This window comes from Streptomyces sp. NPDC006012 (assembly GCF_042871185.1).
GTDB lineage: Bacteria > Actinomycetota > Actinomycetes > Streptomycetales > Streptomycetaceae > Streptomyces.
Genome location: NZ_JBIAIE010000004.1, coordinates 86859 through 102666, shown reverse-complemented (window position 1 = coordinate 102666; position 15808 = coordinate 86859). Strand labels below are relative to the sequence as shown.

The following is a 15808-nucleotide window of genomic DNA, read 5'->3' as shown; positions in this document are numbered from 1 at the left end:
CCTGCCTGTCAAGCATGCCTAGTGGCCTGGGCCTGTTCTGAGGCGAGCTGGCGGGCAAGGCTGTTCCGATCCCTGTTGAGAGTGGTAAGCAACCGAGCGCGAGTGTCGTCGAAGTCGGGCTCCACCTCGACGCCCAGGTCGTGGCGGAGGGCGACTCGCAACAGATACACCCCGTCGGACAGTGGCCCGCTGAACCAATCCTTGGCTCGCTCGTACGACCCGTCTGAGTCAGGACGGCTCGGCAACTGCTTCACGACGGAGTACCCGACCCCGAGCGCCCTGTTGAGGGCCGAGGCGATCTGATGGACGTCCTTCGGCAGTGCCATCTGTGCCAGGGAGTATTGCTCTGCCCATGCTTCCTTGGCGGTGTCGAGCGCTGCCGGGTCGACGCCTTCGCCGCGCTCGGCTGCCAGTACTGCGTCTCGGGCAGCAACCCGGTAGGCACGAGCCGTAGTGTTCAGCCGGGCGTAGAGGTCGCGTCTGGCTTCCTGCGCGCGGTCGTGGCGGTCCTCCGCCCGTTCACGATCGGCACGCTGGTTCTGCTCCCGGGTGACACGCTGGCTGAGCACTGCTCCACCCAGGGTTCCGCCCAGTGTTCCCCCGACGCCGATGAGCGCGACGGCAAGCGTGGTTACATCCACGAGATCCCCCAACTCGTCCATTCGGTCGCTCGCGGACAGCGGCTGAAGACGGCACGATGCCGTCAGGGCTCAGGCTCCCGCCGGCGGCACGATGCAAGACCGGGACGACCATAACGGGGAGCGGGCCCGCTTGACTCCAATGAGTCTCGTCACCTGCGGGAATGCTTCAAGATCCCGTCCACGCCTCGTCCACGGACCCCGACATACGGCCGCTTCGGCCCGCATACGCCTGCACAAACGCCAAGACCCCGGCCTCAGCGTTTCCGCTGGTGACGGGGTCTTCGGGCACCTCATGCAAGGTGCCCCCGGCAGGATTCGAACCTGCGCACACGGCTCCGGAGGCCGTTGCTCTATCCCCTGAGCTACGGGGGCGTGTCGGTTTTTGAGCTGTTGCTCGCTGCGACGGATAGAACACTAGCAGGTCTTCCAGGGTGATCAGGAACGGGTTTGCGGTGGGTGGGGGCGGTGAGGGCTCGCTCGCACGGGTGGAAGTGGGGAAAAGCCGGACGCGGTGGCCGGTCCCGACCTACTCTCAAGGTGTGCCAGGCGCTTCGGGACGGGTGCTTGTTGTAGACGACAACAAGGTCATCCGACAGCTGATCAGGGTCAATCTCGAACTGGAGGGTATCGAGGTCGTGACCGCGGCCGACGGTGCCGAGTGTCTGGATGTCATTCATCAGGTGCGGCCCGATGTCGTGACCCTCGACGTCGTGATGCCCCGGTTGGACGGTTTGCGTACCGCCGCGCGGCTCCGTGCCGACCCCCGGACTCATGATCTTCCCCTTGCCATCGTCAGCGCCTGTACCGAGCAGGAGATCGATGGCGGGCTCGACGCCGGAGTCGACGCCTTCCTCGCCAAGCCCTTCGAGCCCGCCGAACTCGTACGGCTCGTACACCACTTGCTTGAGCTGGGGCGGGGGAGAGGGCTGGGGTCCGCGAGTGCGGTCGAAGGTGCAGGGGGAGCGCTGGGACGTGCCGCCGAGGGCGCCGGGCGCGAGACCCTTGCTGATGATCTCGGTGCCGGCTCCGGCGGTGGCGTGGGGGACGAGCGTCTGGCCGACGGCCTTGATACCGGGGATGGGGCGCGTACCGCCGATGCGGAGTTCTCCGGGTAGGGGGAATTCTCCGGGTCGTTGTCGACGGGGGAGTTCCCCCAGGTAGTGATGGCGCCGGGTAGCCGAGGTGTTGGGTAGCCGTGGTGCCGGGTGACTGTGATGTCGCGTAGTGGTGGCGTCGGGTGGTGGTGCCAGGTGGCGGTTGTGACGGCTACGGCGGTCACTGCGGACACTGCGACGGGGGGTTCCTCCAGTTCGTATGAGAGAAACCCCGTGAGCACGGCCTTCCGCGGCTCCCATCCAGAACGTTCCGCGGCCCCGCCCACGACCTTCCGCCGTCCCGATCCCGTACGTTCCCCGACCCCGATCCCGTACCTTCCCCATTCCCGATCCCGGACCCGGCTGATCCCGCCCCCGGCCTCCCCGAGGCGGCTGGGGACGTCTCTTTCCTCCCCTACCCTTGTTCCGTGACCCCCGTCGAGCTCTCCCGTACCGTGTTGCACGCGGTGCGTCGTGCTGTGGAGGTGGGTGAGCTGTGTGTGACCGTGCCTGAGCAGGTCGTGGTGACCGTGCCGGGGCCGGGGGGGTGCGGGGACTTCGCCACCAATGTCGCCCTGCAGCTCGCCCGGTCGGCCGGGAAGCCCGCTCGGCGGGTTGCCGAGATTCTGCTACCCCATCTCGCCGGTGCCCAGGGGGTGGGGGACGTGGTCGTCACTGGGCCCGGGTTCATCAACATCAGCCTGGTGCCGGGCGCCGCGGCGGGCGGTGCGCTCGTGCGGGAGATCCGGGACCGGGGGACCGGCTACGGTCACAGCGACGGCCTCGCCGGGCAGGTCGTGGAGCTTCGTGTGCCGTACGAGGCGCGGGCCGAGGCCGTCGCCGACGCGCTGGTGCGGATCGTGGCCACCCAGAGCGGCCGGGCCGAGGTCGAGCACAGCGAGCCAGTGAACCTGCGGCCCGTGCCGGCCCCGGAGGACCCCGCTCCGCTCGGCTCCGACGCCGCCCGCTGGGCCCTGCTGCACCCCGCCCCGCACGACCTGCCCCGGATCACCGCCGACCACCTGGTCCAGCGCGAGGGCAATCCCCTCTTCCGGATCAGGTACGCACACGCCCGTACCCGGGCCCTCACCCGCAACGCCGCTCGTCTCGGGTTCAGTGCCGAGCCCGGTGACCTGGCGGCGGCCCGGCTGATGGGGGTGAGCACGGATGGGCGGGAAAGCCTCACCGGTTCACCGCGTTCGTCGGCCACTGCCGTACGCCCCCTGTTCACCGCCCTGGCGGACTACCCGCGGATCCTGCACGCCGCCGCCGTCCACCGTTCGCCGGACCGGGTCGCGCGGCATCTCGTCGTCGTCGCCGACGTCGCGCTGCCGTTCCTGCTCACCGTCCTGCCGCACGGCGAGGAGAAACCCTCGGCCGCCCACCGCGCCCGGCTCGCGCTCGCCGAAGCCACCGGGACGGTGCTGGCCGGCGGCCTGTCCCTGCTCGGCATCGACGCCCCCGACCATCTCTGAGCGCTTCCGGCGAGAGCCCGGTGAAGCGGCGGAGAAAGCCTTGAGCCTGAGAGACAGAAAGTCACCGTCATGAGTCGTTCCGCACATCCCGCCGGGCCCCGGCACGCCGACGTCCTGCCGGAGGGGCACTACGCGGCCCCGCCCGCCGATCTCAACTCGCTCGACCCCAAGGTGTGGGCCCACACCGTACGGCGCGACGCGGACGGTGCGGTCACGGTCGGCGGCATCGACGTCAAGCGACTCGCCGAAGAGTTCGGCACGCCCGCGTACATCCTCGACGAGGCCGACTTCCGGGCCCGGGCCCGGGCCTGGCGCACCGCCTTCGGGCACGACGCGGACGTCTTCTACGCCGGGAAGGCGTTCCTGTCGCGTGCCGTGGTGCGCTGGCTGCACGAGGAAGGGCTCAATCTGGACGTGTGCTCCGAGGGCGAGTTGGCCACCGCGCTGTCCGTGGGCATGCCTGCCGAGCGGATCGCCTTCCACGGCAACAACAAGTCCGCCGGGGAGATCGAGCGGGCCGTGCGCGCCGGCGTCGGCCGCATCGTCCTCGACTCGTTCCAGGAGATCGTGCGGGTCGCGCACATCGCACAGTCCCTGGGCAAGCGGCAGAAGGTCCAGATCCGGGTGACCGTCGGCGTCGAGGCCCACACGCACGAGTTCATCGCCACCGCCCACGAGGACCAGAAGTTCGGCATCCCGCTGGCCGGCGGGCAGGCCGCCGAGGCGGTGCGGCGGGCGCTGCAACTGGACGGGCTGGAGGTCATCGGCATCCACAGCCACATCGGCTCGCAGATCTTCGACATGTCGGGCTTCGAGGTCGCCGCCCGCCGGGTGGTCGGGCTGCTCAAGGAGATCCGGGACGAGCACGGCGTCGAACTGCCCGAGATCGACCTGGGCGGCGGGCTCGGGATCGCGTACACCAGCGACGACGACCCGCGCGAGCCGCACGAGATCGCCAAGGCGCTCACCGAGATCGTCTCCGGTGCCTGCGATGCCGCGCGGCTGCGCACCCCGCGCATCTCGGTCGAGCCGGGCCGCGCCATCGTCGGGCCCACCGCGTTCACGCTCTACGAGGTCGGCACCATCAAGCCGCTCGACGGTCTGCGGACGTACGTCTCCGTCGACGGCGGGATGTCCGACAACATCCGGACCGCGCTGTACGACGCCGAGTACAGCGTGGCCCTCGTCTCCCGGGAATCCGCTGCCGAGCCGATGCTGTGCCGGGTGGTCGGCAAGCACTGCGAGAGCGGTGACATCGTGGTCAAGGACGCCTTCCTGCCCGCCGACCTGGCACCGGGTGACCTCATCGCGGTCCCGGCGACGGGTGCCTACTGCCGGTCCATGGCCAGCAACTACAACCATGCGCTCAGGCCGCCGGTGGTCGCGGTGCTCGACGGTGAGGCCCGGGTGATCGTCCGGCGCGAGACCGAGGAGGACCTGCTGCGGCTCGACGTCGGGTGACACTGGACGGTGGGGTCTGCGGCATCTCGTATGCCGTGTTCCTGTGTCGGCCGTGTCCTGCGTCGCGTTCCGCCTCGGGTCTCAGGTGGTGCTCTGCGTCGTGGGCCCGGCGTGCGTGCCCCTCTGTCCGCCGGAGAACAACTGCGGGCAGACGGCGGCCGGCGGCGCCGGAGGGCGGCGTCACGGGCCGGCGGGCGTGGCGCCGGGACACAGGCGGTGCGGGCCGGAAGATCTCCCGTTTCCCGTCCCGGGAAAATGAAATAGATGTCTCACGATCCGGACCTAGGGTAGAAAGTCCCGTCCGGTGAGTGAGACTGGTCCAACCGTCGACGGTATGAGGAAGCGAGGTCGGATGATGCGTACGCGTCCGCTGAAGGTGGCGCTGCTGGGCTGTGGGGTAGTCGGCTCAGAGGTGGCGCGCATCATGACGACGCACGCCGACGACCTCGCCGCCCGCATCGGAGCCCCGGTGGAGCTGGCGGGTGTGGCCGTGCGCCGGGCCGACCGGGTGCGTGCGGGCATCGACCCGGCCCTCGTCACCACCGACGCCATGGCCCTGGTCAAACGGGGCGACATCGACGTCGTCGTCGAGGTGATCGGGGGCATCGAACCCGCCCGCACCCTGATCACCACGGCCTTCGAGCACGGCGCGTCCGTCGTCTCCGCCAACAAGGCGCTGCTCGCCCAGGACGGCGCCGCACTGCACGCCGCCGCCGAGGACAACGGCGAGGATCTCTACTACGAGGCCGCCGTCGCCGGTGCCATCCCGCTGATCCGGCCGCTGCGCGAGTCGCTCGCCGGGGACAAGGTCAACCGGGTGCTCGGCATCGTCAACGGCACGACCAACTTCATCCTCGACAAGATGGACTCCACGGGCGCCGGTTACCAGGAGGCCCTGGACGAGGCCACCGCCCTCGGATACGCGGAGGCGGACCCCACCGCCGACGTCGAGGGCTTCGACGCCGCGGCGAAGGCCGCCATCCTGGCCGGGATCGCCTTCCACACGCGCGTACGCATCGACGACGTCTACCGCGAGGGCATGACCGAGGTCACCGCCGCCGACTTCGCCTCGGCCACCCGGATGGGCTGCACCATCAAACTGCTCGCCATCTGCGAGCGGGCCCAGGACGGCGGGTCGGTCACCGCGCGCGTGCACCCCGCGATGATTCCGCTGAACCACCCGCTTGCCTCCGTGCGCGGCGCGTACAACGCCGTGTTCGTCGAGTCGGACGCCGCCGGGCGGCTCATGTTCTACGGCGCCGGCGCGGGCGGCGCCCCCACCGCCTCCGCGGTCCTCGGCGACCTGGTCGCCGTCTGCCGCAACCGGCTGGGCGGGGCCACGGGACCCGGCGAGTCGGCGTACGCGGCACTGCCCGTCTCGCCCATGGGCGATGTCGTCACGCGCTACCACATCAGCCTCGACGTCGCCGACAAGCCGGGTGTGCTCGCTCAGGTCGCCACCGTGTTCGCCGAGCACGGTGTCTCGATCGACACGGTTCGGCAGCAGGGCCGGAACCAGGGCGGTGGCGACGGGGCCGCCGCCGAACAGGGTGGTGGGCGCAGGGCGGACGGCGAAGCCTCCCTCGTCGTCGTCACCCATCGCGCGTCCGACGCCTCCCTGTCCGGGACCGTCGAGGCGCTGCGCAAGCTCGACACCGTGCGGGGTGTCGCCAGCATCATGCGGGTTGAAGGGGAGTAACGAGCAATGACCCACCAGTGGCGCGGAATCATCGAGGAGTACCGGGACCGGTTGCCGGTGTCCGACACCACGCCGGTCGTGACGCTCCGCGAGGGCGGCACGCCGCTCGTGCCCGCGCTGGTGCTCTCCGAGCGCACGGGATGTGAGGTCCACCTGAAGGTGGAGGGCGCCAATCCGACGGGTTCCTTCAAGGACCGCGGCATGACGATGGCCATCAGCAAGGCCAAGGAGGAGGGGGCCCAGGCGGTCATCTGCGCCTCCACCGGCAACACCTCCGCCTCGGCGGCGGCGTACGCGGTGCGCGCCGGGATGGTCTCCGCCGTGCTCGTCCCGCAGGGGAAGATCGCGCTCGGCAAGATGGGCCAGGCCCTGGTGCACGGCGCGAAGATTCTCCAGGTCGACGGCAACTTCGACGACTGTCTGACGCTCGCCCGCAAGCTGAGCGACAACTACCCGGTGGCTCTGGTCAATTCGGTCAACCCGGTGCGGATCGAGGGGCAGAAGACGGCCGCCTTCGAGATCGTGGACATGCTGGGCGACGCCCCGGACATCCATGTGCTGCCGGTCGGCAACGCGGGCAACATCACCGCGTACTGGAAGGGCTACCAGGAGTACGCCGCCGGCGGTGTGTCCGCCAAGACCCCCCGAATGTGGGGTTTCCAGGCGTCGGGCAGCGCCCCGATCGTGCGAGGTGAGATCGTCAAGGACCCGTCGACCATCGCCACCGCCATCCGTATCGGCAACCCCGCGTCCTGGCAGCACGCCCTTCGCGCGCGCGACGAGTCGGGCGGGGCCATCGACGAGGTGACGGACCGTGAAATCCTGCGTGCCTACCGACTGTTGGCCGCGCAGGAGGGCGTCTTCGTGGAGCCCGCGTCCGCCGCGTCGGTGGCCGGTCTGCTGAAGGCCGCCGAGCAGGGCCGGGTCGACCCCGGCCAGCGCATCGTCTGTACGGTCACCGGCAACGGCCTCAAGGACCCCGACTGGGCCGTCGCGGGTGCCCCGCAGCCGGTCACCGTACCGGTCGACCCGGCGGCCGCGGCCCAGCGGCTGGGGCTCGTCTGACCTCGTACGGCACACGCCGGGCCGCAGGAGCGGGCGGCCGGAGCCGTGAACCCTGCGTCCGGACCGCGAACCGACCGCACCGAGGGAAACCGACGAATCCGAAGGAACCGACGGAACTGACGGAACCCATCGAAGACCACCTGTGATTCGGTCCGTGGGAATAGGCTGCGGTCGGGGCTGCGGGCTGTTGCGTGGACGGGGCCGCGGGGCCCGTCCACGGGCCGGCCGGGCCGGTCCGCCCGGCGTCCTAACCTGGGAACTCCCGACGAGGGGTGCACAGGGGGCTTGCGACACGCATCGTGCGCCTCCTGTGCGCCCTATGTCGCCACGGAACCTTCCTTCGATAGTCTGTACCGAACCCGCCTGCCGCATATGCCTCCGCAGAGGGCGGTGCCGCGTTCTCTTCGCGGCCCGAGGGGTCTCACGTACGCACGCATCGAATGTCATTCGACAACCACGCAGCTCAAGGAGAGTCATCGAGCGATGGCCGGTCCAGCGTTCCGCGCCGCCGCCGTCCGGGTGCGCGTTCCAGCCACCAGCGCCAATCTCGGTCCGGGCTTCGACGCCCTCGGCCTCGCGCTGGGGCTCTACGACGACGTGGTCGTCCGGGTGGCCGACTCCGGGTTGCACATCGACATCGCCGGTGAGGGCAGCGAGACACTCGCACGCGACGAGAGCCACCTCCTCGTACGGGCCCTGCGCACCGCCTTCGACCTGCTGGGCGGACAGCCCCGGGGCCTGGAGATCGTCTGCGCCAACCGCATTCCGCACGGCCGTGGCCTGGGCTCCTCCTCCGCCGCCATCTGCGCCGGCATCGTCGCCGCGCGGGCGGTGACCATAGGCGGCGAGGCCCGGCTCGACGACGCCGTCCTGCTGGAACTGGCCACCGAGATCGAGGGCCACCCCGACAACGTGGCGGCCTGTCTGCTCGGCGGTTTCACGGTCTCCTGGACGGAGGCGGGCGCCGCCCGGGCGATCAGGCTGGAGCCCGACGATTCCATCGTTCCGGTGGTTTTCGTGCCCGCGAAGCCCCTGCTCACCGAGACCGCGCGCGGTCTGCTCCCGCGCACCGTGCCGCACGTCGACGCCGCCGCCAACGCGGGCCGCGCCGCGCTGCTCGTCGAGGCGCTGACCAGGCGCCCCGAGCTGCTGCTCGCCGCCACTGAGGACCGTCTCCATCAGGAGTACCGCGCACCGGCCATGCCCGAGAGCGCCGCGTTGGTGGAGCGGCTGCGCGCCGATGGGATCCCCGCGGTGATCTCCGGTGCCGGACCCACCGTCATGGCGCTGGCCGACGCGGGCACCGCCGACAAGGTGCAAGCCCTGGCGGGCGTGGACTGGGCCGCCAACCGGCTGGGCCTCGACATCCAGGGAGCGAGCGTGCTGCCGCTTGCGACCTGACACCCGGTTGCCGGATTTGGAGAGGGGGAATGTTTGTTGGATCCGGTAGTGTTAACCTCAAGTCTGCACCCGACCCCACCATGGCGAGGTGCTTCGTGTCCCCGTCCGGGACAGACATTCTTCCGGGAGCCTCCCAAGCCATTCCGTGTTCCGTACGTCGTACCTGGGCAGTGCGTCGCCCGTGGACATTGAGCGGATTGCCGGACACGCTCCGGAATCGGTGCGACCCCGCCACGTGACACTGGGTGCCACGGCTCAAGGAAGCGCCATCACCAGATATTTCTTCCGCCGCTTTGGCGGACCACCGCCCCGGCACGGTTCACACAGCAAGGACCGAAGCCGGACAGCACAACCGGTCGCCGAGCCAGACAGGCCGACGTCCGCTCCAGGGAAGGACCCTTCGTGAGCGACACCACCGATCTGATGGGCGCACGTGTCGAGGAGACCGCTGCCGCGCCCGCCACGGACGCCTCCGCGCCTGCCAGCGGTGCTGGCTCCCGGCGGCGCCGCGGTACCGGCCTTGAGGGCATGGTGCTGGCCGAGCTGCAGCAGGTCGCATCCGGCCTCGGCATCAGGGGCACGGCGCGCATGCGCAAGAGCCAGCTGATCGAGGTCATCAAGGAGGCGCAGGCCGGAGGTGGCTCCTCCGCCGCCCATGCGGACGCCACCGAGACCAAGCCGAAGCGCCGGGCCACGTCCCGGACCCGTACGGGCGACGAGGCGGGCAAGAAGGCCGAGGCCACGGACGGGGCCGCCGCTGACAAGGCCGTGGGCCAGCAGCAGATCGACATCCCCGGCCAGCCCTCTCCCAAGGTCTCCGGACCGGGCGAGCAGGCGGCCGCCGACGACGCCCCCGCCGAGCGCGGCCGGCGCCGTGTCACCGCCGAGGCGGGCAGCCCCGAGACCGTGACCGCCGAGGCGCAGAGTGACGCCAGGGCCGAGTCGCCGGCCGCCAGGCCCGCGACGTCGGGCGAGCAGTCCGGCGGCACCGCGCAGGGCGACGGCGCCGAGGGCGAGGGCCGCGGCCGGCGTGACCGCCGCGAGCGCGGCCGGGACCGCGACCGCCGCGGCAAGGGCGACGAGCAGCAGGGCCAGGGCCGCCAGGACCGGCAGGACCGCCAGGACCGGCAGCAGAACCAGCAGGGCAGCCGCCAGGACCGGCAGGACCGCCAGGACCGTCAGCAGGACGACGACGACTTCGAGGGCGGCCGTCGGGGCCGTCGCGGCCGCTACCGCGACCGCCGGGGCCGTCGGGGCCGTGACGACATCGCCGCCGAGCCGCAGGTCGCCGAGGACGACGTCCTGATCCCCGTCGCGGGCATCCTGGACATCCTCGACAACTACGCCTTCATCCGTACGTCCGGTTACCTTCCGGGTCCGAACGACGTGTACGTGTCCCTCGCCCAGGTCCGCAAGAACGGTCTGCGCAAGGGCGACCACATCACCGGCGCGGTCCGTCAGCCGAAGGAAGGCGAGCGCCGCGAGAAGTTCAACGCGCTGGTCCGCCTGGACTCCGTCAACGGCATGGCGCCCGAACACGGCCGCGGCCGACCGGAGTTCAACAAGCTGACCCCGCTCTACCCGCAGGACCGGCTCCGCCTGGAGACCGACCCCGGCGTCCTCACCACCCGGATCATCGACCTCGTCTCGCCCATCGGCAAGGGCCAGCGCGGTCTGATCGTGGCCCCGCCGAAGACCGGCAAGACCATGATCATGCAGGCGGTCGCCAACGCGATCACCCACAACAACCCCGAGTGCCACCTGATGGTCGTCCTTGTCGACGAGCGTCCGGAAGAGGTCACCGACATGCAGCGGTCGGTCAAGGGCGAGGTCATCTCCTCGACCTTCGACCGCCCGGCCGAGGACCACACCACGGTCGCCGAACTCGCCATCGAGCGGGCCAAGCGCCTGGTGGAACTGGGCCACGACGTCGTCGTACTGCTGGACTCCATCACCCGTCTGGGCCGCGCGTACAACCTGGCCGCGCCCGCCTCCGGCCGCATCCTGTCCGGTGGTGTGGACTCGACCGCGCTGTACCCGCCGAAGCGGTTCTTCGGTGCGGCGCGCAACATCGAGGACGGCGGCTCGCTGACCATCCTCGCCACCGCGCTCGTCGACACCGGGTCCCGCATGGACGAGGTGATCTTCGAGGAGTTCAAGGGCACCGGCAACATGGAGCTCAAGCTCGACCGGAAGCTCGCCGACAAGCGCATCTTCCCGGCGGTGGACGTGGACGCGTCCGGTACCCGTAAGGAAGAGATCCTGCTCGGCAACGAGGAGCTGGCCGTCGTCTGGAAGCTGCGCCGGGTGCTGCACGCGCTCGACCAGCAGCAGGCGATCGAGCTGCTGCTCGACAAGATGAAGCAGACGAAGTCGAACGTCGAGTTCCTGATGCAGATCCAGAAGACGACGCCGACGCCCGGCAACGGCGACTGAGCGTTGTCGTAGAACAAAGAAAAGGCCGCCTCCCGCAAGCCGCGGGGGGCGGCCTTTTGTGTGGTGGTTCCAATTGTGTTGTGTGGTGGTTCCAGTCGTGTCAATCCGGCCCCTTTACCTCCGCTTCGTCAAAGCGAAAAGGGTCGTCTGCGTTTGCGGCGACCGTGGATGGGTTCATTGCTGTGGTCCAGATCGTTCGGAATCATTCGGGCCTGGCGGGGCATCCGGTCCGCCGACGCGGCCGAAATCCCAATCTCGGCGGAAGGCGGGCGGTCACGTCCCTTCGGACAGCGGCTTCCTGGCTGCGAGCGGTCCGGCGGCGTGAGCCATGCACGGAGTGACATCCGAGCCCTTGCCCGCCGCCGTACCCGCCTCGCAGAGCCTGCCGTCCTTTTCGCGCAGGTCGAGGTGGCAGCGTGTGACCTTGCCGTCCTGCTTGAGGCCGTGGATGCGTTCGTCGAGGTGGCCGAGGCCGTTCAGGCTCTTGCGGACCTTGGCGGGGGTGGGTTCCGGGACTGCCTGCAGCGCCTGGAGGATGCGCCGTTCGTGGACGCTCGCACGCCAGTCCCGCTCGCTCAACGGCGCGCCCCCTCGGAGCGCTCGATCCCCTTCGGCGAGGGGCTCACAGGTGGTGGATGCGGGTTTCCGTCGGTGTGTGACGGAGGCCGGCCTTTTGGCGCAGATAGGAACGGGTGTGCCTATGCACTCTTTCCAACGCCAGTTCATCTGGGGGGACTTTGCCAACCACCATGTCCGGCCGCGGCCGGCACAGACGCCGGATACGCCTCGGGCTGTCGGCCGTCGTCGCCGGCGCGGCGACCGTCGTCACGCTGCTGTCGACCTCCGCCAGCGCGGCCACCCAGCCGACGCCGACGGTCAAGCCGGTCGTCAGCACGCCGTCGCAGGCCACTCTGAAGCAGCGCGTAGCCGCCGCCGTCGCCGCGGTCGACAGCAAGAGCGCCACGACGAAGACGTCGAGCAGTGGCTCCGCCGTCTCGCCGATGATCATCGGTGGCGGTACGACCACCATCGCCTCGGCGCCCTGGATGGCCCAGCTCTGGTACGACGACACCAAGGGCACCGCCAGCACCAGCGACGACGTCGCCTTCTTCTGCGGTGGCTCGGTGATCTCGCCCACGAAGATCCTCACTGCCGCGCACTGCGTCAAGGGCTTCAAGTGGAGCACCACCCGGTCCGTGGTCATCACTGCCACCGCCTCGCTGCCCACCGCCAACAGCGACGGCAGTGCCAATCTCCACGGCGGCACCGTCTCCGCCGTCCTGCGCCAGTGGAACCACCCGTCGTACACCGTGTCGACCAGGGGCGTCCCCGACAACGACGTCGCCGTGCTCACCCTGGCCGCCCCGGTCAAGGCCACGCCGATCCGGATGACGACGTACGGCGACACCGCCTCCTACGCCTCGGGCACCAGCGCCAAGGTGTACGGCTGGGGCCGCACCTCGTCCACCTCCGAGGACATCTCCGAGACCCTGAAGACGGCCACGCTGCCCGTCCAGTCGGACACCACCTGCGCGGGCGCCTACGGCTCGGACCTGGTCAAGGGCCACATGGTCTGCGCGGGCACCCCCGCCACCGGCAGCGACACCGGCACCACCACGGCCTGCAACGGCGACTCCGGAGGCCCGCTCGTGGTCGGCGGCCGGATCGTGGGCATCGTCTCCTGGGGCGTGCAGGACTGTGTCGCCCAGGGTGCCTACAGCGTCTTCACGAAGGTCAGCACCTACATTGGTGCCGCGTACCCGCAGATCGACGACGCCAACCTGAGCCTGTTCAACCGGCTCTATGACAACAAGGCCGACCTGTTCGCCCGCAAGTCGTCGACCAAGGTCGGCTACGAGCTGGACTCCAAGGGCACCTCGCTCGCTTCCCGCGTCTCCTGGGGCGACTTCAGCGGCGTCAACGTCATCCTGCAGGCCGACCTCAACCGCGACGGCTACCAGGACCTTGTCTACCGGGTGGCCTCCACCGGTGACGTCTACTGGGAGCACCTCGTGCTCAACAGCGCACAGACCAGCGGCTCCTGGGCCCAGACAAAGATCTTCACCGGCTGGAAGACCCGGGCCCGCATCATCACGCCCGGTGACGTCACCGGTGACTACCTGCCCGACGTCCTCTCCGTGGACTCGGGCGGCACCATGTGGATCTACCCGGGCAAGGGCAACGGGACCTTCGGCGCGCGCGTGCAGGTCGGCCCGGGCTGGAACCAGTTCAACATGGTCCGCGGCCACGGCGACTTCAACGGCGACGGCAGGGCCGACCTGCTCGCCCGCAACAGCCGTACCGGGGACCTGTACCTGTACAAGGGCACCGGCAAGGCCGGCACCGGCGCGTTCTCCGCGCGGGTCCTGGTCCGCAAGGCCTGGACCGGCTACAACGTCTTCGACGCCGTCGGCGACGTCAACGGCGACGGGAAGGCGGACTTCCTGACCCGCAGCCCGGGCGGGACGCTCTACCTGTACCGGGGCACCGGCAAGGCGACCAGCGAGATCTTCACCACAAGGATCACGGTCGGCACCGGCTACCAGCAGTACGACATCTGGGGCTGAAAGCCCAGGTGGCCCGCTAGATCCGGCAGGTGACCCTACGTACTGTGCCCGCCCGCTCACAGGGCGGGCACAGTGCGTGGTGCAACCGTGTCCCGGGTTTCGCCGTCTGACCGGGCGGGAGCGACGATGGTGCGACAGGCATCACGCACCGACCCTGACGGCAGGGGGCAACCGAACGAGCCGACCAGGACCGAGGAGCACATGGCCGCCGAGAGCACGCCCGGACCCGGTATACCGGAGTCCGGCAGCAAGAGTCCGCACCACCGGGGCAGGCGCCCCGGGCGCAGCACGGCCCTGCGGGTCACGGCCTGGACGGCCGCGGGCGTCGTGGTGCTGGGCGGCGCGGGCGCCGGCTATGTCTACGTCAAGCTCAACGGCAACATCAAGAGCGTCGACATCAACCAGGCCCTGGGCACCGACCGGCCGGTGAAGGTCGACAACGGCTCCGAGAACATCCTGGTCCTCGGCTCGGACTCGCGCTCCGGTGCCAACAAGAAGCTCGGCGGCGGCGTCGACGACGGCAGCGCACGCTCCGACACGGCGATGATCGTCCACGTCTACGAGGGGCACAGGAAGGCCGCCGTGGTCTCCATCCCGCGCGACACCCTGGTCGACCGCCCCGAGTGCACCGACGCCAAGGGCGGCGTCCACCCGGCCGAGGCGGACGCCATGTTCAACTCCGCCTACTCCACCGGCGGCGCCACCTGCGCGGTCAAGACCGTCGAGTCCGTCACCGGGATCCGGACGGACCACTATCTGGAGGTCGACTTCAGTGGCTTCCAGAAGCTCGTCGACGAGTTGGGCGGCGTCACCGTCACCACGACCCGGGCCATCGACGACCCGGACAGCCATCTCGACCTGTCCGCAGGCACCCACAAGCTGAACGGCGACGAGGCCCTCGGGCTGGTCCGCACCCGGCACGGCGTCGGCGACGGCTCCGACCTCGGCCGCATCCAGCTCCAGCAGGCCTTCATCAAGTCCCTGGCCGACCAGGTCAAGCAGCTCGGCGTCCTGGCCGACCCGACGAAGCTGTACGGCCTCGCCGACACCGCCACCATGGCGGTCACCGCCGACTCCGACCTCGGTTCGGTCAACTCCCTGGTGGGCTTCGCGGCGGGCCTCAAGGGCATCAGCGCGTCGCACATGACCATGGTCACGATGCCGGTCCAGTACGACCCCGCGAACCCCAACCGCGTCCTCCTCGACAAGGCCAAGGCCCAGCTGGTCTGGAACGCCTTCAAGAAGGACCGGCCCATCCCGAGGACGGCCACCCGGGGCACGGCCACCGGCGACGCGGCAGGAGTCGTCAGCAACTGACCCCGCCGCCGCCGAAGGCAGGCGAGGGGTGCGGGGCACGGGGAACGGCGTGCGCGGCCACGATTGCCTCCGCTCGCCCCGGCGCCCGCACGGCACCGGCCCGCTTGGCCCCACTCGCCCCCGGCGAAGGCACGGCACCGGCCACGTTTGCCCCCACTCGCCCCGGGTGCCGGCACGGTACCCCCTGGGACGCACCCCCGGCCGGAAGGGGGGAATAGATCCCCTACACCCCCGGTTTTGGGGGATGGCCCCAGTGCTGGCAGACTGGTGAGCCGGCTCCGGTTCACGCCCACGCACCCCGCAGCGGCGACCCGGCGCCCTCCCGGAAACTAGGAGAAACCTTGAAGCGCGACATTCACCCCGCGTACGTCGAGACGCAGGTCAGCTGCACCTGCGGCGCGTCGTTCACCACGCGCAGCACCATCGAGTCCGGCACCGTCCGGGCCGAGGTCTGCTCCGAGTGCCACCCGTTCTACACGGGCAAGCAGAAGATCCTCGACACCGGTGGCCGTGTGGCCCGCTTCGAGGCCCGCTTCGGCAAGGCTGCCGCCGGCTCCAAGAAGTAGCGAGCCCCCATTCGCCGGTCCACGGCCGTGCCCCTCACCGGGGCACGCCCGGGACCGGCGTTTTTGGTCGCCCGTCTTCCCGCTTT

12 protein-coding genes and 1 tRNA gene are annotated in these 15808 nt (G+C 70.1%); 10 read left to right on the top strand and 3 right to left on the bottom strand.

Annotated features, from left to right (window positions below):
- Positions 1-8 precede the first annotated feature (8 nt).
- A complete protein-coding gene (locus ACFYPJ_RS09935; protein ID WP_389013247.1) occupies positions 9-662 on the bottom strand; it encodes a hypothetical protein in 654 nt (217 codons plus the stop codon).
- 279 nt (positions 663-941) lie between these two features.
- A tRNA-Arg gene (locus tag ACFYPJ_RS09930) sits at positions 942-1013 on the bottom strand.
- 119 nt (positions 1014-1132) lie between these two features.
- Here ACFYPJ_RS09930 and ACFYPJ_RS09925 point away from each other — a divergent pair.
- From ACFYPJ_RS09925 to rho, 7 genes are all read left to right on the top strand, one after another.
- Positions 1133-1756, top strand: coding sequence for a response regulator (locus ACFYPJ_RS09925; protein ID WP_389013990.1), 624 nt, complete (start codon positions 1133-1135; stop codon positions 1754-1756).
- Between the two features lie 407 nt (positions 1757-2163).
- Positions 2164-3210: an ArgS-related anticodon-binding protein NrtL gene (gene nrtL / locus ACFYPJ_RS09920; RefSeq protein WP_389013245.1), complete on the top strand. Its 1047-nt coding sequence runs from the start codon at positions 2164-2166 to the stop codon at positions 3208-3210.
- 69 nt (positions 3211-3279) lie between these two features.
- Positions 3280-4671, top strand: a complete 1392-nt coding sequence (gene lysA, locus ACFYPJ_RS09915; protein WP_389013243.1) for a diaminopimelate decarboxylase — start codon at positions 3280-3282, stop codon at positions 4669-4671.
- A 352-nt stretch (positions 4672-5023) separates the two neighbouring features.
- Entirely contained in the window at positions 5024-6370 is a 1347-nt protein-coding gene (locus tag ACFYPJ_RS09910; RefSeq protein WP_389013241.1) for a homoserine dehydrogenase, read from the top strand.
- 6 nt (positions 6371-6376) lie between these two features.
- Positions 6377-7435 (top strand): threonine synthase, encoded by a 1059-nt coding sequence (thrC, locus tag ACFYPJ_RS09905; RefSeq protein ID WP_389013238.1) that lies wholly within the window; start codon positions 6377-6379, stop codon positions 7433-7435.
- Positions 7436-7918: 483 nt separating this feature from the next.
- Positions 7919-8836 (top strand): homoserine kinase, encoded by a 918-nt coding sequence (thrB, locus tag ACFYPJ_RS09900; protein ID WP_389013235.1) that lies wholly within the window; start codon positions 7919-7921, stop codon positions 8834-8836.
- A gap of 402 nt (positions 8837-9238) precedes the next feature.
- Positions 9239-11272: a transcription termination factor Rho gene (gene rho, locus ACFYPJ_RS09895; protein WP_389013232.1), complete on the top strand. Its 2034-nt coding sequence runs from the start codon at positions 9239-9241 to the stop codon at positions 11270-11272.
- A gap of 273 nt (positions 11273-11545) precedes the next feature.
- On the opposite strand, the gene ACFYPJ_RS09890 is transcribed toward rho, so the two are convergent.
- Positions 11546-11851 (bottom strand): hypothetical protein, encoded by a 306-nt coding sequence (locus ACFYPJ_RS09890; protein WP_389013230.1) that lies wholly within the window; start codon positions 11849-11851, stop codon positions 11546-11548.
- Positions 11852-12021: 170 nt separating this feature from the next.
- Between ACFYPJ_RS09890 and ACFYPJ_RS09885 the strand changes: the two genes are divergently transcribed.
- The 3 genes from ACFYPJ_RS09885 to rpmE all read left to right on the top strand — a co-directional run bounded on the left by ACFYPJ_RS09885 (position 12022) and on the right by rpmE (position 15722).
- Complete coding sequence (locus ACFYPJ_RS09885; protein WP_389013227.1) at positions 12022-13839, top strand: trypsin-like serine protease; 1818 nt, start codon at positions 12022-12024, stop codon at positions 13837-13839.
- A gap of 201 nt (positions 13840-14040) precedes the next feature.
- A complete protein-coding gene (locus ACFYPJ_RS09880) occupies positions 14041-15156 on the top strand; it encodes an LCP family protein (protein ID WP_389013224.1) in 1116 nt (371 codons plus the stop codon).
- Positions 15157-15497: 341 nt separating this feature from the next.
- Entirely contained in the window at positions 15498-15722 is a 225-nt protein-coding gene (gene rpmE / locus ACFYPJ_RS09875; RefSeq protein ID WP_100568051.1) for a 50S ribosomal protein L31, read from the top strand.
- Positions 15723-15808 lie beyond the last annotated feature (86 nt).